The 22,863-nt window shown below is 62.1% G+C and carries 18 protein-coding genes, 1 tRNA gene and 2 pseudogenes; 9 read left to right on the top strand and 12 right to left on the bottom strand.

Going from position 1 to position 22,863, the window contains the following annotated elements; all coding sequences use genetic code 11:
• The first annotated feature begins 5 nt into the window (after positions 1 to 5).
• Entirely contained in the window at positions 6 to 689 is a 684-nt protein-coding gene (locus O6R08_RS05840; RefSeq protein ID WP_271417301.1) for a response regulator transcription factor, read from the top strand.
• Positions 686 to 1,648, top strand: coding sequence for a sensor histidine kinase (locus O6R08_RS05835; RefSeq protein ID WP_271417300.1), 963 nt, complete (start codon positions 686 to 688; stop codon positions 1,646 to 1,648). Before O6R08_RS05840 ends, O6R08_RS05835 begins: the two co-directional genes overlap by 4 nt.
• A 1,140-nt stretch (positions 1,649 to 2,788) precedes the next feature.
• Here O6R08_RS05835 and O6R08_RS05830 read toward each other — a convergent pair.
• From O6R08_RS05830 to O6R08_RS05810, 8 genes and pseudogenes are all read right to left on the bottom strand, one after another.
• Positions 2,789 to 3,349, bottom strand: coding sequence for a L,D-transpeptidase family protein (locus O6R08_RS05830; RefSeq protein WP_271417299.1), 561 nt, complete (start codon positions 3,347 to 3,349; stop codon positions 2,789 to 2,791).
• Positions 3,350 to 3,547: 198 nt separating this feature from the next.
• Positions 3,548 to 3,904 (bottom strand): annotated as a pseudogene (locus O6R08_RS11430) (SH3 domain-containing protein); the annotation flags it as partial.
• Positions 3,905 to 4,015: 111 nt separating this feature from the next.
• Positions 4,016 to 4,498 (bottom strand): L,D-transpeptidase family protein, encoded by a 483-nt coding sequence (locus tag O6R08_RS05825; protein WP_271417298.1) that lies wholly within the window; start codon positions 4,496 to 4,498, stop codon positions 4,016 to 4,018.
• 590 nt (positions 4,499 to 5,088) lie between these two features.
• The gene (locus O6R08_RS11425) at positions 5,089 to 5,742 is read right to left on the bottom strand and encodes a class F sortase (RefSeq protein WP_408640099.1); all 654 of its coding nucleotides are present in this window, start codon (positions 5,740 to 5,742) and stop codon (positions 5,089 to 5,091) included.
• Positions 5,743 to 5,874: 132 nt separating this feature from the next.
• Complete coding sequence (locus O6R08_RS05820) at positions 5,875 to 8,877, bottom strand: VaFE repeat-containing surface-anchored protein (RefSeq protein ID WP_271417297.1); 3,003 nt, start codon at positions 8,875 to 8,877, stop codon at positions 5,875 to 5,877.
• Positions 8,878 to 9,108: 231 nt separating this feature from the next.
• Positions 9,109 to 9,561 carry a hypothetical protein gene (locus O6R08_RS05815; RefSeq protein ID WP_271417296.1) on the bottom strand — a complete coding sequence of 151 codons (453 nt, stop codon included), beginning with the start codon at positions 9,559 to 9,561 and terminating at the stop codon, positions 9,109 to 9,111.
• Between the two features lie 597 nt (positions 9,562 to 10,158).
• Positions 10,159 to 10,227 (bottom strand): annotated as a pseudogene (locus O6R08_RS11420) (hypothetical protein); the annotation flags it as partial.
• A 725-nt stretch (positions 10,228 to 10,952) separates the two neighbouring features.
• A tRNA-Met gene (locus tag O6R08_RS05810) sits at positions 10,953 to 11,029 on the bottom strand.
• 219 nt (positions 11,030 to 11,248) lie between these two features.
• Between O6R08_RS05810 and O6R08_RS05805 the strand changes: the two genes are divergently transcribed.
• The 6 genes from O6R08_RS05805 to serA are packed head-to-tail and all read left to right on the top strand — an operon-like array spanning position 11,249 to position 17,350.
• On the top strand, positions 11,249 to 12,736 hold the full coding sequence (locus tag O6R08_RS05805) for an ABC transporter substrate-binding protein (protein ID WP_271417295.1): 1,488 nt from the start codon (positions 11,249 to 11,251) through the stop codon (positions 12,734 to 12,736).
• Complete coding sequence (locus O6R08_RS05800; protein ID WP_271417294.1) at positions 12,733 to 13,710, top strand: ABC transporter permease; 978 nt, start codon at positions 12,733 to 12,735, stop codon at positions 13,708 to 13,710. Before O6R08_RS05805 ends, O6R08_RS05800 begins: the two co-directional genes overlap by 4 nt.
• Positions 13,707 to 14,519 (top strand): ABC transporter permease, encoded by an 813-nt coding sequence (locus O6R08_RS05795; protein ID WP_271417293.1) that lies wholly within the window; start codon positions 13,707 to 13,709, stop codon positions 14,517 to 14,519. The genes O6R08_RS05800 and O6R08_RS05795 overlap by 4 nt, the downstream gene beginning before the upstream one ends.
• On the top strand, positions 14,519 to 15,328 hold the full coding sequence (locus O6R08_RS05790; RefSeq protein WP_271417292.1) for an ATP-binding cassette domain-containing protein: 810 nt from the start codon (positions 14,519 to 14,521) through the stop codon (positions 15,326 to 15,328). Before O6R08_RS05795 ends, O6R08_RS05790 begins: the two co-directional genes overlap by 1 nt.
• Positions 15,328 to 16,113 (top strand): ABC transporter ATP-binding protein, encoded by a 786-nt coding sequence (locus O6R08_RS05785; protein ID WP_271419128.1) that lies wholly within the window; start codon positions 15,328 to 15,330, stop codon positions 16,111 to 16,113. The genes O6R08_RS05790 and O6R08_RS05785 overlap by 1 nt, the downstream gene beginning before the upstream one ends.
• A gap of 46 nt (positions 16,114 to 16,159) precedes the next feature.
• Positions 16,160 to 17,350: a phosphoglycerate dehydrogenase gene (gene serA, locus O6R08_RS05780; RefSeq protein WP_271419127.1), complete on the top strand. Its 1,191-nt coding sequence runs from the start codon at positions 16,160 to 16,162 to the stop codon at positions 17,348 to 17,350.
• A 99-nt stretch (positions 17,351 to 17,449) separates the two neighbouring features.
• Here serA and O6R08_RS05775 read toward each other — a convergent pair whose 3' ends face one another.
• Positions 17,450 to 18,238 carry an inositol monophosphatase family protein gene (locus O6R08_RS05775; RefSeq protein ID WP_271419126.1) on the bottom strand — a complete coding sequence of 263 codons (789 nt, stop codon included), beginning with the start codon at positions 18,236 to 18,238 and terminating at the stop codon, positions 17,450 to 17,452.
• Positions 18,239 to 18,318: 80 nt separating this feature from the next.
• On the opposite strand from O6R08_RS05775, the gene O6R08_RS05770 reads away from it, so the two are divergent.
• Positions 18,319 to 19,836, top strand: coding sequence for a S10 family peptidase (locus O6R08_RS05770; protein ID WP_333907913.1), 1,518 nt, complete (start codon positions 18,319 to 18,321; stop codon positions 19,834 to 19,836).
• A gap of 21 nt (positions 19,837 to 19,857) precedes the next feature.
• On the opposite strand, the gene rsgA is transcribed toward O6R08_RS05770, so the two are convergent.
• The 3 genes from rsgA to O6R08_RS05755 are packed head-to-tail and all read right to left on the bottom strand — an operon-like array spanning position 19,858 to position 22,774.
• On the bottom strand, positions 19,858 to 20,859 hold the full coding sequence (gene rsgA / locus O6R08_RS05765; protein WP_271419125.1) for a ribosome small subunit-dependent GTPase A: 1,002 nt from the start codon (positions 20,857 to 20,859) through the stop codon (positions 19,858 to 19,860).
• The gene (gene aroA / locus O6R08_RS05760; protein WP_271419124.1) at positions 20,860 to 22,152 is read right to left on the bottom strand and encodes a 3-phosphoshikimate 1-carboxyvinyltransferase; all 1,293 of its coding nucleotides are present in this window, start codon (positions 22,150 to 22,152) and stop codon (positions 20,860 to 20,862) included.
• On the bottom strand, positions 22,142 to 22,774 hold the full coding sequence (locus O6R08_RS05755) for a DoxX family protein (RefSeq protein WP_271419123.1): 633 nt from the start codon (positions 22,772 to 22,774) through the stop codon (positions 22,142 to 22,144). The genes aroA and O6R08_RS05755 overlap by 11 nt, the downstream gene beginning before the upstream one ends.
• Positions 22,775 to 22,863 lie beyond the last annotated feature (89 nt).

The raw sequence follows: 22,863 nt of genomic DNA, 5'->3' as shown, positions 1-22,863 counted from the left end.
TCGCGGTGAGTAAAGTCCTGGTCGTTGACGACGATGCTTACGTCCGGCAGGTTGTGCATGACTACCTGAGCGCGGACGGTCACGACGTCATAGACGCTCCTGATGGCGCTACTGGCCTCAACCTTTTGCTCTCCGGCGAGGTCGACGCGGCAGTACTCGACCTCATGTTGCCTGGGATTGACGGCCTGGAAGTATTCAGGCGCGCCCGGGCGGCGGGGGTGGAGACCCCGATCATCGTGCTCAGCGCGAAGTCGGGCGAGAGCGACCGTATCCTAGGGCTGGAATTGGGGGCCGACGATTACCTCACCAAACCATTCAGCCCACGCGAACTCGTCTTGCGTGTTCGCTCCATCCTGCGGCGCGCTAATGCCCGTCACCAGACCGAACAAACAATCGTTGACGGTGACCTCGTCGTTGATCTGTCGGCCAGGCGAGTCACCTTGTCAGGCCGGGAAATCAGCTTGACGCTGCGCGAGTTTGATCTGCTCGCCTTTCTGGTGCAGCAACCGGGCAAAGTGTGGAGCCGGGACGAATTGATGGCCGCCGTCTGGGGCTGGGACTGCGGCGATCCGTCCACTGTGACGGTGCATGTCAGACGCCTTAGAGGGAAACTAGAGGTCGAGCCGTCCTCTCCCACCCGCCTGGTGACGGCGTGGGGTCACGGCTACCGGTGGGATCCACAGCCATGATCGCGGAGGTGCTTCAGGCCGTAGCGGCAACGCTCGTCATAGGAGTGTTGGGCGCCTTGATCACCCATCGCTTGGCGCGCACCCATGCCCGGGCTAGCGCGTTCGCTGGTCCGGTAACGGTGGTGCTTGCCCTTGCCGCGGGCGTTTGGGTGGGCGTTCAGCGGATGCTGCTGGACCCCAGCGTGCCGCTGATTTTGTTGGCGGCGACGGCACCTGTCGCACTACTGATAGGTGTGCTGTCCGTGGCTGACACGAGACGCCGTCAAGCGGAGATTGACGCAGAACTGGGTCGCCGGGAGTTGATTGCCGGGATGAGTCACGATCTGCGCACGCCGCTGGCCGGGATTCGGGCAATGGCCGAAGCGCTTGAGGACGAGGTGGCGCCGGATCCGAAGCGTTATTACGCGGGCATCATCGCACAAACTAAGCGGGTCAGCGAGATGGTTGAGGACATGCTGGCCCTATCCGACATCAGCGCGACGAAACCTGACGTTTCGTTCGACCTGGTTGACTTGACGGACCTGTTGAGCGACCAGGTCGCCCAGATCGCGCCGTTGGCCACGAAGCGTGACGTTCGGTTGGAGTTCCAGCCCGACGAATCCGTGGAAGCGGAAGTCCATGCGTCGCAAGTGTCGCGGGCGATTCAAAACCTGCTCAGCAATGCCGTCACCTACACGAGTGCCGGCAGCGTTGTCACCGCGACGGTGGCGAGGGTTGGCGGTAAGGCTAGGATCGAGGTCCAGGACCAGTGCGGCGGACTGTCGCCCGAGGCGCTTGCGAACGCCACTCGTTCAGGTTGGCGAGGCGACGAGGCCCGCACACCCCGTCCCGGAGAAGGCGCAGGGTTGGGGCTACCCGTCGTGGTTTCGGTTGCCAAGGCGCATGGGGGAGCGTTCTCGCTCAAGAACCAAGACGACGGCTGTCGCGCCACCCTCGAGTTACCCGTGCACCGAATGTAGGCCGTTCAGGCTAGTCAGCCCTCGACATCGATTATCAGCGGAGCGTTAGAAACGTGAGCCTCGTGCGTTGGCTGAGGCTACACGGGAAGCCGCGGCTGTCACAGATCGACGGGAAGCGTTGATAAACAACACGCTGCGTGCTGCTGGTGAGTTGACCTGTGTGGTTGCGGTGATGCTGGTGTGTTCGCTGGTGGGCTGTGGTCGGTGTTGAGTTTCTTTGGGGTTCCTGCCTGCATTCCGGCGTGGTGAGCGTGTGTGTGGGGTGCTAGCGGTGGGGTTGATGGGTGTTATTGCGCTGTCATTGAAACCGTTAGGGAGTTCATCGTCACTCATGTGATCGGTGGCGAAGGACGCGACACGTCTCGTAGGCGTCGATGATGACAGAAACGTGAATCTTAAGTCCCAGTTTGAGTCCCAGCGGCGGTCCGATGCTGAAAACACTTCGGGCCTTGACTAGCGTATCTGCTAGTCAAGGCCCGAATCTCGGTAGCGGGGACAGGATTTGAACCTGTGACCTCGGGTGTCGGTAGCTAGACACCACCACCGAGACCGCCGTCGGAGTCCACGCCGTAACGTGATCACCGGCGACGTCCAGGCCTGCACACGAACGGAAGCAGTATCACACCCAACCCCAACGCCACCGTCGGAACCAACAACATCACCAAAAAGCCACGCGACTCCACACGCCGATGAAACACCATCAGCGTCAACCCAACCCACGCCGCATAACTCAACCACCACAGCCCCAGCAATACCCGAAACGGCCCCTCAGCCCACACCCAAGAACCCGCAGGCTGCACAGACACAAACCACACCCACCACCGCAGGCCCGCCAAACCACCAATCAGCAGCACCACACCACACACCATCGGAAACACGCCCGACCTGCGACGACGCCGAACCATTCCACCCGACTGGACCCGCTGCCACGGCTGGACCTGCTGGACCTGCTGACACGGCTGCACCTGCTGGATTCTCATCATGCTGAAACCCTAAACACCCTCACCGACACACTCACACGCCCCACACCAGAACACCACCAGAACACACCCCCTAAACACGAACGAGAGGGGGCAGACATCGCTGTCTGCCCCCTCTCAACGTCCTAAGGATTCACCTACCGATCCACCGCAAAAACGCTCATGCTTTGATGACGATGCGGGGGTTCTGGGCCGGGTCCATCCAACGCAGCGTGGCCTTGAGCTCCGACAGAGACTCCAGGCCCACACAGCCAGCGGTGTAGTTGGTGGCGTAATGCAAGAAGATCGCGGACCCTGACCCGTGACCGCGACGTACCGGCGAGTAATAGTTGAAGTCCAGGGCAGCCCCTTGAATGTACTGCCTGTGCACGTAATCGGCCAGGTGCTCGTTATCGGAGCGCGACAGCGAGCGGCAATCCTGACGCCATCGGTTGTAGTCACTGGCGGCAGGATCCCCGATCCACCACGAGCACGAATCGATCGTACGGTACGGCATTTTCGTGCCCGGGTTACCCGACCCGAACGCCGTCACAAACCCGTAGGTGCCAGCAGGAGTCGTCATGTCTCCCTGCACACGGCGATTTCCCGGCTTGACACCATGCTTGCCGAAGTGAGCAACGGCCCCGCTAGGCGACATCTTGACCCAACCACGCGACGAACCTTCCCACTGGTAGCGCGCCCAGGTGCCGTCAGTACCCGACGTGTGATCTGCGACCATCACCTGCCGCGAAGTGCGCCACGACACATGCGTGCCAGGCGCATACTGAGACACCGTTTTCGCGGGGGCCTTCGTCGGCCGCGGGCGAGGCTGGGGGCGGCTAGTGTCAGACGGCGAGGAAGCAGAAGTCGGCTTCGCGACCACGTAGCGGGAGGCCACCCACGCAGCGCGACCCCGGTAACTTACCGGCGTCCACCCGTTACGCGAGGCCCCACGAACACCCACGTGCCAGCCACGGTAGAGCAGACCCACCTGGCTACACCGCGCCGACGCACACGACCGAACATTCAACGTCGTCGTCGCCGCCACCAGACCCGACGACGGCACCGCATGAGACTGCCCCGCAGCATCACTTGGACGCGGCTTCGCGACCACGTAGCGGGAGGCCACCCACGCAGCGCGACCCCGGTAACTTACCGGCGTCCACCCGTTACGCGAGGCCCCACGGACACCCACGTGCCAGCCACGGTGGAGCAGACCCACCTGGCTACACCGCGCCGACGCACACGACCGAACATTCAACGTCGTCGTCGCCGCCACCAGACCCGACGACGGCATCGCATGAGACTCAGTTATAGGAGAAACAGCCGGAACGATCGTGGCAACACTGCCAGCCACGAGGGCTGCAATAGTACGCTTAAGCATGAATAAAGGTCCTCTCAAGCTGTGTCATGCTTTGATGACGATGCGGGGATTCTTCGCAGGATCAAGCCACCGCAAGGTCGCGTTGAGCTCAGAATGCGAATTGACTCCCACACAGCCGCCCGTGTACTGAGTCGCGTAGTGCAGGAAAATCGCGGAGCCCGATCCGGCACCGTAACGGGTAGGCGAGTAATAGTTGTATGAAATCACGCCTGCCTGCCGATACAACGACCCCGCATAATCAGCCAAATGCTCATTGTCGGACTTCGACAGCGCCGAGCAGTCCTCACGCCACCGGTTGTAATCACGCTGGGTCGGGTCCCCAATCCACCACGAACACCGACCGATCTTGCGGTAGGGCAGTTTCGTGCCAGGATTACCCACCCCGAAAGCCGAGACAATCCCAAACGTGCCAGCCGGAGTCGTGTTCGTACCCTGACGACGCTGAGAGGCCGCAACAACACCGCGAGACCCAAACACTGAGCCCACACCAGAGGCAGAAACCTTCACCCACCCCTTCGAAGGTCCTTCCCACTGATAACGGGCCCACGTTCCATGTGTCCCAGACGTACGATCGGCGACCATCACCTGCTGAGACTGGGCAGCACTGACCGACGTCCCCGGCGCAAACCCAGCCACCGATGCAGCCGAGCCACCCGTACGGCGCGCCGACTGAGGCTTTCGCGCTCGATGAGATGCGGCGCGGACTGGCTTCTGTGTCGTCGCGCTGGTTGCCCCAGACACAGACCTGCCACGGGGATGATGTGCGTGCTCCGACCGACGCGTCTCGTGGGTCGCGGCCGATTCAACTGTGTGAGATGCGGCGTGGACCGTTTTCCGAGTTACCGGAACGCTGTGGGCCGACGAACTAGCCGCCTTCGGGGTAGACGTAGCGGCCCGAGGACGCGACGTTGGCGTCACCACGCGACTCGGCGTCGGCGACACATCGGGAGTCTGGCCCGGGGTAAAGTGCACTGCCGACGGCGTCGGTGTCGAGACCATCTGAGCGGCAGGCTCAGCCTTGACACCACCCCCATGAGTACATCCGGTAGCACCCACTGCTACCACAGCCATCACAACTAATCCTTTATTGATTCGCATCAGACATCCTTCACATGTTCTGCTACCACGATCACATTACTGTCCCACGACCGATGACCGGCGCGACCGGTCTCGCGACCACCACACGTCACCAGAATCAGGCGGCGGGGACCAGAACGAGTACCCCACGCCGACGGCGGAAGCATCGCTTTAGGGGTCACCGTGATGTCGGTGACCCGGTACCGGCTCAGGTGCCGCCCCTCATCGGTCACGGCGATCTCATGACCAACACGGACCTCCCGAAGACGGAAAAACACGCCTGGCTCACCAGTCGACCAGACATGACCCGCCAACGTAGTCGTACCCGATGCAGCCGATAACGGTGCCGACCCAGCAGCCCATGCCACACCGTGAGCAGGCGGATACCACCCCCCGTCATCACGCTGGCTCAACCTGCCAGCGATCCGGGCATCAATCCCCACCGCTGGAATGATCACCCTCGATCCGCTCTGACCAGGCGCAGACTGCGCCACCGGCCCAACAGGCGAGGGATGAGGATCATGGCCGACATGAGGAGCCGGAATCACCAGCGCCCCCTCACGGTCTCGACTCCATCCGTCCGGAGTCGGAGTCGCAGTCACCCCACACCAAATCAGGCCAGCCCCCGCCAGAACCGTGACCACACACAACACCAACACGGTGACATTACGCATTACTCTCAGCCTTCCCCGTGGGGGCCAGACCACACACAGTCTGGCCCCCACATCACGTCATCGCAGATCACTCGCGGCACCACCAGTGCTGCACGATGAGGCCGGGCACTCACCCGGCCCCATCGTCATACGTCACTGGAGACGCGCAGCAACCCAGCAACCACCAGCCAGCACCAACAGCACGATCCCGCCAGCAATCAAGCCCTTATCTGGGCCACCCGGCACATCACCAGTATGAATCCCGCCACCCGAGGCAGCACCATGACCGCTCGTCGGCCGAGACACCGACACCATCTGCGCCCCATCGGCCAGATCCTCATGAGCACCAACAATGTGACCACCCATCCGAATCGTCTCGAAGGCCACAAGCCCCCTGCCGGCATAGCCCGACGGGACCGCGAACTCCACCTCGATCGCACCCGAGGACTGTGTTGCGGTGAACGCGGCGGCTGCCTTGATCCCGGTCGGCTTCCCCGTACGACGGTCCATCAGCTCACCCGACACCTGATACGTCTTGCCAGGCTCCAGACCCTCATACCGAACCGTGTCCACAATCGTGCCGCCCTGGGCGGCCAGAACATGGTCCTTGTCGGCCTTGTCAACAGCAGTCGTGCCGACCTTCGGCACCCACACCGTCTGAGAGTGATCATTGAGATCACGATGCTCGGCGATCACTCGCACACCATCAGACACCGTCTCGAAGGCCACAAGCCCCCTGCCGGCATAGCCCGACGGGACCGCGAACTCCACCTCGATCGCACCCGAAGACTGTGTTGCGGTGAACTTGGCTGTCCCCTTGATCCCGGTCGACTTACCGGTCGCCTTGTCCATCAGCTCACCCGACACCTGATACGTCTTGCCAGGCTCCAGACCCTCAAAACGAACCGTGTCCACAATCGTGCCGCCCTGGGCGACAATCATGTGATCCCCATCAGCCTTATCAACAGCCGTGGTGCCGATCACCGACTGCCAAATGGTCTGCAACGAGTCCTTGAGGTCGGTATGAGAAGCAATCTGCTTCCCACCGCGAGTCACCGTCTCGAACACGACGAACTCCCGGCCTTCCGTGCCAGCCGGAACCGTATAGGTCACGTCGACTGTGCCGTCGGCCTTGGTCGCGGTGAACGTCGCAGCCCCCTTGATGCCGGTCGGCTTGCCGGTGTGCCTGTCCATGAGTTCACCAGACACCTGATACGTCTTGCCAGGCTCCAGACCCTCAAAACGAACCGTGTCCACAATCGTGCCGCCCTGGGCGACAAGCATGTGATCCCCATCAGCCTTATCAACAGCCGTGGTGCCGATCACCGACTGCCAAATGGTCTGCAACGAGTCCTTGAGGTCGGTATGAGAAGCAATCTGCTTCCCACCGCGAGTCACCGTCTCGAACACGACGAACTCCCGGCCTTCCGTGCCAGCCGGAACCGTATAGGTCACGTCGACTGTGCCGTCGGCCTTGGTCGCGGTGAACGTCGCAGCCCCCTTGATGCCGGTCGGCTTGCCGGTGTGCCTGTCCATGAGTTCACCAGACACCTGATACGTCTTGCCAGGCTCTAGGCCCTCGTAGCGGACGGTATCGACCACGGTGCCGCCCTTGACGGACACCGTGTGGTCCCCGTCAGCCTTGTCAACAGCAGTCGTGCCGACCTTCGGCACCCACACGGTCTGGTTGACGTCGTTGATGTCCGTGTGGACTGCGACATCCTTGCCGTTCTGGCGGACGTGCTCGAAGGCCACGAGCTCGCGACCGGCAACGACGTTGGCGGGCACCGTGAACTCCACACTCACGGTGCCGGTGGCCTTAGCCGGGGTGAACGTCCTCGACGCCTTCACGCCCGTGCTCTTACCCGTGGCCTTGTCCATCAGCTCACCAGACACCTGATACGTCTTGCCAGGGATCAGACCCGAGTAGCTGACCGTGTCAACAACAGTGCCGCCAGACGCAGGGATCATGTGATCCCCATCAGCCTTATCCGTCGCCGTCGTCCCAAGACGCGGCTTCACAGGCGGAGGCGGAGGCGGAGTCCCTACCTTCACGGTCTGGTTGACATCGTTGATGTCCGTGTGGGCAACCACAGCCTTACCGTTCAAGCTGACATGCTCGAACGCCACAAGCTGCTTACCAGCCACCACGTTAGCGGGCACAGTGAACTCCACACTCACGGTGCCGGTGGCCTTAGCCGGGGTGAACGTCCTCGACGCCTTCACACCCGTGCTCTTACCCGTGGCCTTATCCATCAACTCACCAGAAACGGTGTACTTCTTACCAGGGACCAGACCCGAATAGCTGACCGTGTCAACAACAGTGCCGCCCTGGGCAGCAATCATGTGATCCCCATCAGCCTTATCCGTCGCCGTCGTCCCAATACGCGGCTTCACAGGCGGAGGCGGAGGCGGAGGGAAGGACGCGCCATCGTGCGCCTTCACCGTGGTTTTGGCACCCGAGACGAACACCCTCTGAGCCTTCTTGTTCGACGGGATCGCATACGTGACTGCTGTCGCTGGCAGCGTCGCGGATGCTGACACCGTCGCGGCCCGATCCAGCGTGCCGAACGACGCCGAGCCGACACCGGCCTTATTCGTCGTCACCGTCACCTTCTCGTGACGACCATCCACCAACGTCACTTTCTCGCCAGGTACAGGACGCCCTGCCCCATTACGCAACGTCACCGTAGCCTTATAACGACTATGAGCCGGCACCTGCGACGGAATATCAACCCGCAACTTGTAACTACCGGCAGCGGCACGGGCCTTCGCCTCAGCAACCATCGCTTGAGCCTGCGCCGTCACACCAGCCGCATCAGTCCGCTTCCGACCGTGGGTATTGGAGCTCAACTGATGGGTGGGGAACCCCTCCAACGCGTACACCGCCGCATCAACGGCGGCCGCCTGCTTACCATTCGACGTAGCACCCCACTTGCCAAGCACCCAGGCAACCTGTGCCACCGCCGCCGGCGACAGCGATCCACCACCGTCACGCGCCCACGTCCTCGTCGACCCCCGAGACTGATACGTGCCACCAACAGACGGGCCGATCCGCGAGGGGTCGGCGCAATAGAACTGGCCGGTCGACCCACGATGGGTTTTGTTGTCGAGGCGATAGGACCCAATCCAACCATCGCTGTAATTAATCTTCACGCCCACATAATGAGTCGTTTTCCCATTCCAAGAATACGAATCACCATACGCTGTCGCCGCCGAAGCGGCTATGAGGCCAGCAGCCACGAGGGTTGCCACCCCCACTCGTTTCTTCCTACCAAGCATTATCAAAAGTCCTTACGTTAAAAGATCACGGCATTCATCACGTGTTGTCGATCGGCGGATGTTGCTGGGTCGGCGGGGCACGCCCCGCCACCACGCCAAGCGTGTTCACGAGACGTCCTGACTGACTCGAGCCGCACGGATCACAGCACGCGCCTCGGCAATCTGCCGACGATGTCTGGCCTGCGCCTGCGGATCATCAAGCCACGCCCTCCGGCGCGCCTCGACCTCACGGTCCGCGTCAGTCATCACCGCCGGAGTCGGGGTTGCGTCATGGCTAGTCGGCGGATGAGTCACCGGCAGCCGCCGCAACCGGGCACACACCAGACCCGCCATCGAATGCACATACTCCGGCAAAGGCTGGGCCTGCAGATGGTTGCGCACCTGTCGAGGCGACCATCCACCAGCCGTCAAAGCCGCCAGAATCGGAGTCAGACGGGCAGCGCCCACATCATCAAGGACCTGCATCGGCTCAGGCAGACACTCACGCACCAGGTCCCAGTCAGCCACACCCGCGTCACAGTCGAGCTCCTGGGCCGACGTGTCAACCCGATCCGCCACGGTCGACTTACTGGAATCGTCCTGCCCCGACCCGTCCAGTCCAGGCGTCGCCGTCGACGCCGACACAGACGACGCCGGCAGGGGAGGGTTGGGAGGGGATGGGTTCCTAGGTGAGGGTTCTTCCTTAATACGTTGTGTCACCGGTGACACAACGGATGTGTCACCCATGACACAACGGTCACCCAATGTGTCACCGGTGACACATTGGGACTGACTAGGCATTTTGTCCTCGGGTATCTCCGTTGTGTCACCCATGACACATTGGGACTGACTAGGCACTTCGTCCTCGGGTGCCTCCGTTGTGTCACCCATGACACATTGGGACTGACTAGGCCCTTTATCCTCGGCCACCTCAACCGTGTCACCGGTGACACCACGCTCATCCGACCCCACAACACCCCTCAAAGGACGCACCTCTTGAGGGTGCCGATCCCGCACCCGAGCCCGCGAAATCTTCTCGGGGATCATCAACTGATACACGCTGTTCGTCTTCCGCATCCCGCCGAACACGGAACGCTCAAAGCCCTGCTCACGTGTGATCAGCCCCTCAGCCTCCAACCACTTCAACGACCGCATAATCGTCGACCTCGACGCCTGAACCTCGCCCATCAACGTCGAAACCTTCGGCCACGCACGATCATCGTCACCAGCCTTGTCAGCCAACATCAACAGCGTCAGTTTCGTCGTGGAATCCGGAACATCACAGGAGATCGCCCACGTGATCGCAACCAAACTCATGCCAGCTCACCAACTCGCGAAGTCGTATCAAAAAGAGTCGTCTGGCCATCTGACGTCGACGGTTCAGATTCGGCGCGGCGTGGGTCAAACCCCAAGATTGCGACGACTGCCGACCATGGGATTTGCCATCGGCCTGACGGGGTGCGAAAGGCCCCCTCTAAATAGCCATCGGCAGCCCATCGACGTACCGCCTGCGGTGTCGTGTTGGGGATGACTGTTGCCACTTGAGGAGGTGTCATCCATTCGCGATCGTCAAGGATCATGCGTAAAAGTATCGTTCAATGCTAGAGGTACGTCAAGCTTGAACGATACTGATCGTATCGTTGCGATTGTGTGGAACTGTTGCTACGCTCGCAGCATGGCTAAGACGTATGAGGCACTTCGTGAGCAAGGAGCACTCTCTACCTACACGGCGGATGAAGCGGTGGGCATCACGGTGAACTTGATAATGTTCCGCAGACGACTGACGCGCGTGGAACTCGGGCGGGCATTGGGGATCACCCCTGCGGCTGCCGGCCGAAAACTTCGTGGCGAGATTGGGTGGTCTTTAGGCGACTTGTTTCATGCGGCTGAATTTCTTGATGTCGACGTCGCTTCACTGCTGCCCGCAAGGGTAGAAGAAATCCCCGCCAGCCCTGAGGCTGACGGGGAAGTGGTAGCGGGGACAGGATTTGAACCTGTGACCTCCGGGTTATGAGCCCGGCGAGCTACCGAACTGCTCCACCCCGCGTCGACTCGTTCCACTATACAGATCACACCGATGCAATACAAATCAGGGCAGGACCGGTCCGAATGATCGGCGCAGTATCTCCATGCTGTGAAGCGGGTCTGGCCGCGTTCAAGACCCATCGACACAAGACGGTGTTACTTGCCTCACACAATGCCTGAGGGTGAGGTTGGCTATGCTTGCCCGTAGGGCGCCGAGCTCGAAGGGAGCATGACTTAGACGATGCGAGGCCAGTTGAAGGCTGCGGGACTTGCCGTGGCAGTGGCTCTGTCGACCGCCGGAATCACCGGCTGCCAATCCACCCAAGAGGGAGTTCTCACCATTGGGGCCACGGCTGCTCCTCCGACACTGGATCTGGTGTCGAATGCTGCCGCCGCGATCCCGCAGGTCCTCCTCTACAACGTGTATGAAACTCTTATCCGCGTCGACGACTCGGGTAAACTCGTCGGCCTGCTCGCGACGTCGTGGCAGCCCTCCGATGACGGACTTCACATCACCTTTCACCTGGATACCTCAGCGCGCTTCGCATCCGGGGCCCCGGTTGACTCGGCGGCGGTGAAGGCATCCTTGGAACGGATGAGGGCCGAGTCTGCCAGCCCGGTCAACCAGGCGAACCTTTCGGCGATCAAGGCCATCCGTACCCCTGACGACGCCACCGTCATTCTCGACCTGTCCCAGCGTGACAACTTCTTGCTGTTCAACCTGGCCAGCACGTCGGGTGTCGTCATTGATCCTGCCACCAAGGATCTGGCCACCCGGCCGCAAGGATCTGGCCCCTATGTCGTCACCGAATTCACCCCGGGGCACTCGGTGACCTTGTCGCCGTCGCCTCGCCCGTGGCACGAGGGGGGACGTCCCACCGTCCGCTTCTCGTACTACTCGGACCCGACCTCGCAGACGGCTGCCCTGCTGTCGGGAGACCTCGACGTCGTCTCCGACTTGACGACACCCCAGGCGCTCTCCCGCTTCACGAACAACCCGGATTACCGGGTACTGCGGGGGACCACCAACGGTGAGGTTGTCCTGGGCATGAACAACAGTTCCAAACCGCTGACGGACCGTCGAGTCCGGCAGGCCATCCTCATGGCGATCGACCGTAAGGGTCTGCTCGATGTCGTCTGGAATGGTCAGGGAACACTGATCGGCTCGATGGTCCCACCGACCGACCCTTGGTACACCGACCTGTCCCATACCTGGCCCTATGACCCGGCACGGGCGCGCAAGCTCCTGGCTGAGGCCGGGTACCCCAACGGTCTGACACTGAGGCTACGTACTGCGGCCCTGCCTTATGCGACGGCTGCCTCGCGGGTGGTTGCCTCCGAACTGGCCCAGATCGGAATCACCGTCGAGACCGACGAGTTGGAGTTCCCGGCCCGTTGGCTCGATGTCGTCTACACCCGTGCTGATTACGACTTGACGATCGTCGCCCACGTGGAGGCACGCGACATCGTCAACTGGGCCAGCCCCGACTACTACTGGCATTACCGCAACGAGGAATTCAACCGTCTCATCGAGTCCGCCCGGACTGGCCCGGCCGACCGCACGAACGCGACTATGATGCAGGCCAGCCGGATCCTGGCCACTGACGCCGCGGGGGGATTCCTGTTCCTGATGCCAAAGATCACCATCAGCAAGGCAGACATCAGCGGACTGCAGCGCAACACCACCTCCATGAGTTTCGACCTCACCAAGGTCAGGAGGTCGAAGTGACCTTTGTCAAACGTGTGCTCCTTCCGCTAGGGGAGCTGGTGGTGTGGCTTTTGGTTGCATCCTTGATCGTCTTTGCCCTTCTCAGCTTGCTGCCCGGCGACGTCGCTCAGGTCATCCTGGGCACCAACGCCGATCCGAAGGCTGCGGCAGCCGTGCGTACCCGGTTGGGCCTGGATCTGCCCTGGCCTCAGCGTTACTGGGATTGGATCAGCTCCCTGGTCAGGGGTGACCTGGGCACCTCCATTGTTTCTGCTGAACCGATCGGTCCGCAGATTGCCTCACGACTGGCGGTGACAGGTTGGCTGGTCGGACTGTCGTTGCTGCTGGCCCTGGTGGTGTGCTTGCCGGTGGGAGCCTACGCGGCTGTTCATCGTCGCGACGGTCGTGGATTCGCAGCTTCTGCCGTCTCGCAGGTCCTCATGAGCATTCCAGCCTTCCTTGCCGGGATTCTCCTCATCCTGCTGTTCTCGGTCACCCTCGGATGGCTGCCTGCTGGCGGATACGTACCCCTGCACGAGGACGTCGGGGGATGGGCTGGGCACCTGGTCCTCCCGGTATTGTCCCTGGCCATCGTCCAAGCCGCAGTGATGACACGGTATGTACGCAGCGCCTTCATTGATGTTCTCACTGACGATCACCTGCGTACCGCTCGTGCTGTCGGCTGGCGGCTGCGTCCCGCCCTGCAACGCCATGGACTGCGCAATGCCTCCATCAGCTTGGCGACGGTTCTTGGTCTGCAGGCCAGCGCAATGCTGGTAGGGGCGATTGTCGTCGAAGAGGTTTTCGTCATTCCTGGTCTGGGCTCTTATCTCCTTGACGCCGTCGGTACTCGGGATCTGCTGGTCGTCAGCGACGTTGTCATGGTCATCGTGGCCATCGTGTTGGCAATCTCGTACCTCACGGATGTCCTCATCGTGGCCATCGATCCTCGGCTGCGTACCAGCGCCATGTCCAGACAGGAGGACCGCTCATGAGGAGGGCAGGTCTGGTCATTGGGTGTGTTCTGGTCGGCTTGGTCGTCGTGGCTGGGATCACGTCAGCGCTGTGGACGCCATACGATCCCAACCTCGTCGTGCCGGCAGATCGTCTTCTGGGGCCCAGTAGTCAGCATTGGCTCGGAACTGACGGCTTCGGTTCCGACATTGCATCTCGGATGCTCGTGGGCGCTCGTACCTGTCTGCTCGTAGGAGTGGTGTCGGTCCTCATCGCTGCCGGAATCGGGGTGCCGTGGGGTGTGACATCTGCCATGCTGCCTCGGCCCTGGTCCACCATCGTGGGACGAGCTGCCGATCTGCTGTACGCCTTCCCAGCCTTGTTGTTGGCCATCATTCTGGCTGCGGCAGTGGGCGGATCAACCCTGACCGGCATGGTCGCCATCGGTGTCTCGACGATTCCGGTGTTTGCGCGCATCACGAGAACGGCCAGCCGACAGATCCTGGCCCAGGACTACGTCGTCGCGGCGCGCAGTTCGGGAATGTCATGGCATTCGATCGCCTACAACCACGTGTTGCCCAATATCGCCCCGCTGATTGGCGTGCAGGCCTCGGTGTCCTACGGCACGGCGATCCTGGCGGAGGCTGCGCTGAGTTATCTCGGTCTGGCCACCCCCGCAACCGTCGCCACCTGGGGTCGAATGCTGCGTGATGCCCAGGTGTACGTCTTCGACAGCCCGTGGCTGATCGTGGCACCTGCCCTGGCGATCGCCGGGGCCGTCATGGGATTCACTCTCCTGGGAGACGGGTTGCGTGATTTCCTGGATCCGAGATTGCGGGAGGTCCGCTGATGGCGCTTCTGGAAGTCAACGATCTCGTTGTCGATTTCGGACGGCACCGTCGAGTCGCCGTCGATCATGTCAGCTGGTCCGTGGACCCTGGTGAGCGCCTCGGCCTCATCGGTGAGTCTGGGTCCGGCAAGTCTGTCACTGCCCTGGCGATCATGGGTCTGCTGCCGGGCAACGCCCATGTGTCGGGATCCATCCGTTGGCGCGGTGAGGAGCTTGTCGGAGCCAGCGATCGAGCCATGTCCGCGTTGCGAGGTAGCAGTATCGGCATGGTGTTCCAGGAACCCATGACAGCACTGGACCCGACGATGAAGGTCGGACGGCAAGTCGGCGAGGTTCCCTTGCTGCACCGTGCTGTTGCGCGAGGCCGGGCCCATGATCGCGTCCTGGAGATGCTTGATCAGGTTGGCATTGAGGATCCCGCCCGAGTGGCCAACTCCTACCCACACCAGCTCTCTGGTGGCCAGCGCCAGAGGGTTCTGCTTGCCATGGCCTTGATCAATTCCCCCGACCTGCTCATCTGCGACGAACCGACGACAGCCCTTGACGTGACGGTTCAGGCCCAGGTCCTCAAGACCATTGACGAGGTCCTCGCCTCCGTGGGCGCAGCCTGTGTGTTCATCACCCATGACCTGGCGGTGGTGTCCCACATCAGCCGCAACCTCATCGTCATGGCTTCGGGAAAGGTCGTCGAAACTGGTCCGGCGGCCAAGATCCTGTCCGACCCTCAACGCCCCTACACTCGGCGGCTGCTGCGGGCCGCCCGACTTGACCTCGTCGAGCCGGGCACGACGATCGTGTTGGAGGATTGATGAGCACTCAAATCGAGGTCGAGGACCTGCATCTGCACCTTGGGCCGCACAGCGGCGGAATTGACGCCCTGGACGGGGTGTCCCTGCACGTCGATGAGGGGGAACGGCTCGGCCTGGTGGGGGAGTCTGGGTCGGGCAAGTCCACCCTGCTGAAAGTCATGATGGCCTTGCTCCGGCCAGATTCTGGAGTAGTTCGCTTCCGAGGGCGATCCCTCAGCGACAACGAGGCAGTGCGCGATGTGCGCCGGTCGGTGGCGATGGTCTTCCAAGACCCACGCTCCTCCCTCGACCCGCGTATGAACATCGGCAGGGCAATCACTGAGCCACTGCGGTCCCCGGTTGCGCGCACGATGACACGTCAGGAGCGTCAGGACCGGCTGGCCAAGGTCATGATGGACGTCGGCCTGGATCCCGAGTCCGCCACCCGGTTTCCCCACGAGTTCTCTGGTGGCCAGCGCCAACGCATTGCCATTGCCAGGGCTTTGGTCACGCAACCTGACATCCTGTTGGCTGATGAACCGGTGTCCGCCCTCGACGTGTCCGTGCGTGCACAGGTGCTCAACCTGCTCAACGACTTGGTGCGCCAACGGGGATTGACGATGGTCTTCGTCTCCCACGACTTGGCCGTGGTCCGCCACCTGTGCGACACCGTGGCCGTCATGAGTAGGGGTCGCGTCGTCGAGAGAGGCCGTCTTTCCGACGTGTACCGCGATCCGCAGCACGAGGTCACCCAGGAATTGTTGACAGCGATTCCTCGCATCCGTGTGGGCGATTCCACCCACTGAGACGAGGCCAGTCATTCAGCCTTGAGATTTCCATACACTGACCACCATGAAGGCGCTCCTGCTCGAAAACATCCACGACGAAGCCATTCGCACCCTGAAACACGCCGGCTATGAGGTCGAGCGAGTCAGTGAAGCCCTTGACGAGGATGACCTCATCAGTGCCCTCGACGGGGTTGATCTGCTGGGTATCAGATCGCGCACTCGCCTCACTCGCCGAGTCGTTGAGGCATGTGGGGACAACCTCACCGCTGTGGGTGCCTTCTGCATCGGCACGAACCAGATGGACCTGGCCGCCATGGCACAGGTGGGCGTTCCGGCATTCAACGCCCCATACTCCAACACCCGTTCAGTTGTCGAACTCGTGATGGCTGAGATCATTGCCCTGGCACGACGTCTTGGTGACCGCAACACTCAGATGCACAACGGGGTGTGGCGCAAATCCGCCATTGGCTCCCACGAAATCCGCGGTCGTCGTCTCGGAATCATTGGATATGGCAACATTGGCCAGCAGCTGTCCGTCGTGGCTGAAGCCATGGGTATGCAGGTCTTTTTTTACGACATCGCTGACGTGTTGCCGATGGGCAACGCCCACAAATGCGAGTCCATGGAAGAGCTGCTGGGTAGTGTGGACACAGTGTCCGTGCACGTGGATGGACGCCCGAGCAACAACAACCTCATCGGGGCGCCTGAGTTCGCCATGATGAAGCCACGTTCGTTGTTCCTCAATCTTTCTCGCGGCCAGGTCGTCGATATTGACGCCCTGGTCGACAATTTGCGCACCGGCCACATTGCGGGGGCCGGTGTTGACGTCTACCCCGAGGAACCTACATCCGGTGAGAAACCGTTCGTGTCCCCGCTACGTGAGTTGGACAATGTCATTCTGACTCCCCATATTGGAGGCTCCACCCAAGAGGCCCAGATCGACATCGGCCGATACGTCGCCGGGAAGCTCATCGATTACGTCGAAAATGGTGCAACCTTGATGAGCGTCAACATGCCCGGCATCACGCCTTCACAGCGTACGGGTGCCCGTATTGGCCACCTCCATCGCAATATCCCCGGCGTGATGGCCACGCTGAACCGACTCGTCGCCGACCAGGGCGGAAACGTCACGTATCAGGCGTTGGCCACCAAGGGGGAGCTTGGCTATTGCGTCCTCGACATCGCCGAGACTGATCGTGGACTGCTGGCCAATGTCACTGATCTGGAAGGGACAATTCGAGCTCGAATCCTGTGATGTCGACGACCACGGGAAGCGGGCCAATGATCGTCACCGGATCGCTTTTCCTGATCTCGACCGTGGGAGCGGCCAGAATCTCTTGACGTCGACAGGACTTCACTCCACAGGCTGGATCAGGGCCAAGGCGTCGTCGTGCAGGAATCCATTGGATGCCAGGGCATTTCCTGACCACGGGCCGTGCTTACCGTCAAGACCAGTGAATCTGCCGCCGGCTTCGGTGACGATGACGTCAAGGGCAGCCATGTCGTGGAGTCCCAATTGCGGTTCGCATGCCAGGTCGACGACTCCTTCAGCCACCATCATGTACGACCAGAAATCACCAAACGCACGGGTACGCCAGACCGATCTCATGAGTTCACCGAACCCGCGACCACGTCCGCTCTCCACCCATCCGTGGAGGGAGGAATAGGACAAAAAGGCGTCGTGGAGGTTGCGCACATTGGACACGTGAATAGGGGTTGCCGAGGCAAGCGACTTGCCGGTCCATGCTCCTGACCCCTTTGCTGCCCACCAGCGACGATTCAGGGCGGGAGCTGACACGACGGACGCGACGATCTCATCCTCGACGCTGAGCGCGATGAGAGACGCCCACACAGGCACTCCGCGCAGGAAATTCGCGGTACCGTCAATCGGATCAATGATCCAGCGACGCGGCCCCTCGCCGGTGTCGCCCCGTTCCTCGCCATGAATAGCATCTCGGGAGCGCATCCGTGACAAGGTGCGGCGAATCGAATCCTCAACGGCCAGATCGGCGTCGGTCACCTCAGAGCGATCGGGCTTGGTCGAGACGGTCAGGTCACGGGCGCCGAACCGAGACATCGTCAAGGAGTCGGCATTGTCAGCAAGGATGTGCGCCAGGCGGAGGTCATCGGTGTGGTCGGCCATGCCCTCACCCTACTGGTGGCTGTGGCATCGAGGACACCAAAACCCAGGTGGTCTGGTACCAACGCCCCTAGGCTGAGATCATGACGACAGACGAAACCCCCACCAAGCCCGCCGAGACGCCACGTCCGACCGACGACCTGGTGACCACCCACCACACCGTGTCCACCGTTGACGGCGACCTGAGTTACACCGCAACCACCGGACGTATCGTCCTGGGCGCCGAGAAGCTCACCAACAATGCGTTCACCGCCCATACCCCGCAGGCTCTCATGGGTGTCACCGCCTACACCCTCGACGACACCGACCCGACCACGCGCCCGTTGACCTTCGTGTTCAACGGCGGTCCGGGCTCATCGTCGGTGTGGCTGCACATGGGCCTGGTTGGCCCGCGCGTGGTTGACCCGGGAACCCCTGAGGAACCAGCCACCCCGCCGTTCCACCTCATGGACAACGAGCACACGCTGCTTCGGGAGACCGACCTCGTCGTCATCGATGCGATGTCCACCGGATACTCTCGAGTCGTCGACGGCGAGGACCCCAACCAGTGGCACGGCTGGAGCAAGGACGTCGAACTCGTCAGCGAACTCATTCGACTGTGGGTCACCCGTCATGGCAGGTGGGCCAGCCCGCTGTATCTGCTGGGCGAGTCCTACGGAACTGTGCGAGCTGTCAGCGTTGCCCAGCGCCTGCAAGACACCTTCTCGATGTACCTCAACGGCATCATCCTGGTCTCGTCCGTGCTTGATTTCGGCAACCAGGACTTCGAGGATCTCACCTGGGATCGTGCCTGCATCGACTTCTTGCCGACCTACGCCGCCGTCGCCCATTACCACGGCCACAACTCTGATCGCAGTCTGGAAGACGTCCTTGCGCAGGCCGAGGAGTTCGCTGATGGTCCCTACCGTCAGGCCCTGGCAGCCGGGCATCGCCTCGAGCCAGCCGAGAGGGCTCAGGTCGAGGCGACCCTGTCTCAACTCACCGGCCTGGACATCAGCTACATCGAGCGTACTGACCTGCGCATCGAGCACATGCGCTTCTGCACCGAGTTGCTGCGTAGCCAAGGTCAGGTCGTGGGTCGTATCGACGGCCGGTACAAGGGCGCGTTGCCGAAGCGCAGCGACGAGATCGCCGACACGGACCCCAGTGGGGACGACACCGGCGCCGCCTTCATCCACGGCTTCCAGCACTATCTGCGCAGCGAACTCGAGGTGACCACGGAATCCCAGTACAACCTGGGCCTGCCGTTGTATAAGAACTGGAATTACAAGGAGTTCCAGGGCCGTCCAGTCAACGTCACTGACAAGCTGGAACGGGTGATGCGAGCGCAGAAGGGCATCCACGTGCGCGTCGAGTACGCCCACTACGACCTGGCCACCCCATATTTCGCGGCCCGCGACACCATCAATCACCTCAAGCTTGATGACAATGCCTTTGATCGCATCGAGGAGGCCTTCTTCGACACCGGTCACATGCCGTACCTCGGTTGCCGGGACGAGGAGGCTGATGGCATCGCGGCCTTCATCCGTCGTACCAGTGGACGCCCTGTTGCTGAGGTACTCGAGGAGAGTGCCGCTGACGACGGGGACGACAGCCAGTGAATGACGCCGCTACCGCCCTGCTCAGCGCGGGGCGGTAGCGCTCAACAGACGGCGCAACGACTCCACCCGGGACGGCCGCACCTTTCCCGCAGCGAGAGCCTTGTCGATGGCACATTCGGGGCTGTCGTCACCGTGGCGGCATCCGCGTGGGCAATCGAGGGCAACCTCGTTCAGTTCCTCGAAGCCGGCGAGGATGTCGTCGGGCTCAACATGGGACAGACCGAATGACCGCACCCCGGGGGTGTCGATGATCCAGCCGCCCTGGGGCAGCGGGATGGCTTCGGCACTCGTGGAGGTGTGACGGCCACGTCCGGTGACGTCGTTGACGTGTCCGGTGACTCTGTGGACACCGGGAACCAAGGCATTGATGAGGGTCGATTTCCCGACCCCGGAATGGCCGACGAGCACGCTGATCTTGCCGTCCAGCAACTCGTGAAGATCCCTTAGGTCACCGCCAGGGCGACTGGTGACAACCGGAATCCCCAAATCCGAGTACAACTCCACGAAGTCATCCCCGGATGCCAGATCGGCCTTGGTGAGGCAGAGGATGGGGGAGACCCCAGCGGCATGGGCCGCCACCAGAATGCGGTCAATCATCCCCGGACGCGGCGGGGGATCGGCGAGGGCGGTGACGATGACGACCTGATCGGCATTGGCGACGATGGGACGCTCATGCGGATCGGTGTCATCGGCTGTGCGGCGCAGGACGGTGGCCCGATCCTCGGTGTGGACGATTCTGGCCAACGTCCCCTCGGCGCCCGAGACATCTCCGTCAAGACGCACCTTGTCCCCGACGATGACCGACTTGCGTCCGAGTTGTCGCGCCTTGGCGGCGATGACTTCGACGTCGTCGTCAAGACGGCATCGATAGCGGCCCCTGTCGATGGTGATGACGGTTCCGATGGGCAGCGATGAGTGATCTGGCCGCTGTTTGGTTCGCGGCTTGGTACGGCGACGCGGGCGGTCATAGGAGGACCAGTCGCCGGTGTCGATTCCTGAGGAAGCCAGACGTCGCGGTGACACTCAGGCCTCCTTGACCAGGTCAGCCCACATCTGTGGGAACTGGGGCATGGTCTTTGAGGTGCACGCGATGTCGTCGAGTTCGATTCCGTCGACGGCCAACCCCAGGAGTGCCCCGGCGTGAGCCATTCGGTGGTCGGCATGACACTCGAACAATCCGCCATGAAGGCGGTCGGCGCCGTGACCGTCGATCTCCAGCCCGTCGTCGGTCTGCCGGATGGCGACCCCCAGATGCGACAATTCATGCTCCAGAGCGGTGAGGCGGTCAGTTTCGTGGCCACGAATGTGTGCGACCCCACGGATACGCGAGGGTCCTTGGGTCACAGACGCGACGGCGGCCACCACGGGGGTGAGCTCACTGGCCTCGTGCAAGTCGACGTCAACGGGTTGGAGGGCTCCCCATCCGGGGGACTCCAGGGTCATGGACCCCTCGCGACGAGTGACGTGGGCTCCCATCGTCGTGGCGATCTCGATGAACTGTGCCCCAGGCTGGTCGGTGGAGTCGGGCCACGTCGGCACCGTCACGGATCCACCGGCCACTAAGGCCGCAGCAAGGAAGACGGCCGCATTCGTGAGATCTGGCTCGATGACGTCGTCGGCAGCGTGGATGGGGCCGGGGCGCACGACCCAGTGACAGGGCTCGTCGCTGATCACCGTGACGCCACGCTCGGCCAGCATTCGGCAGGTCATGGCGATGTGGGGAGCTGAGGGCACAGAACCTCCGTCGTGGCGAAGATCAATGCCGCGCGGAAAACGAGCAGCGGCCAGCAGCAATGCCGAGATGAATTGGCTCGACGCCGAGGAGTCAATCGTCACCTCAGGGCCACCGAGACGTTCCGGGGCCGTCATGGCGAAGGGCAGATGGTCAGCGTCGACCGTGACACCGAGTTGTCCCAAGGCGTCGAGAAGGGGTTTGACAGGACGTCGGGACGCCTCCTCGTCACCAACAAATCGGGTGGTGCCCGGGACAAGTGCTGCGACCACCGGCAGGAACCTCATGACGGTACCTGCAAGGCCGCAGTCAATCGGTCCGGCAGGTCTCGCCATGCCAGGCACGACCCGAACTGAGGATGGGCCAACAGGTTGGACATCGGTTCCCAGCTGGCGCAGCCCCGCAGTTATGAGGTCACAGTCACGCGAGGTGAGGACACCGTCGAGGACGCTGGGCCCGTCGGCGAGTGCAGCGAGAACAAGGGCGCGGTTCGTCTGGGACTTGGACCCCGGGACGACGACACGCCCCGCGAGACGATGGTCGACTCGCGGGGCGGTCCAGGTGCGTTGGTGGTCAGTGAGCACTCTTCTTCTGTGCCTTCTCAGCCTTCTTCTGGGCCTTGGCGGCCTTCTTCTGCGCCTTCTTCTGGGCCTTCTTGACCTTCTTACGGGCAGACTTCGACAGGTCGTCGACGGAGGAGCCGATGGCCTTGCGCTGGTCGTTGGCAGCCGAGGAGACGCGACGCTGGGTGTCAGCAGCGCGCCAGGCCAGGCTGGGACGACCAGCAGTGTCGCGGGAGGCCATCATGGCCGCACCCAGCAACGCCACGTTACGCAGCAGAACGGATCGGGCCGCTGCACGCTCGTCCTTCGGCAGGGACTTGTCAGGAACCGACGCGAGCACGTGCGGAACCATGGTCGTGGCGACGACACCGGCACCGACACGACGGGCCAGCCCCGTCGCCATTCCGAGACCACCAAAAGCCTGGGCAGCGCCGGTGATGCGAACCAGTGTCTTGGTGTCCTCGGGGATGTAAGCGCCGACAGATGCCGGCAGCGCGCGCTGAACCAGAGGAAGGAGACGGTCAGCAACCGGCTCGGCATCCTCCACGAAAGAATCGGGCTTCATCGCGGAGTTCGTCCCCTTGACGATGAAGTAACTGGCGAACATGGTCCGGCCCAAGCCTCGGATGATACTCATAGACATATGTCTACCTCGCCGAGGGCTTCCGCGGTAGCCAGATGCGTAATATTTTTCCTCAAATGAACACGCGAGGTGGGAATAGATCCGCGTTG

Source organism: Cutibacterium equinum (assembly GCF_028021195.1).
GTDB classification, from domain to species: domain Bacteria; phylum Actinomycetota; class Actinomycetes; order Propionibacteriales; family Propionibacteriaceae; genus Cutibacterium; species Cutibacterium equinum.
This window is presented reverse-complemented; position numbering and strand designations above follow the sequence as displayed.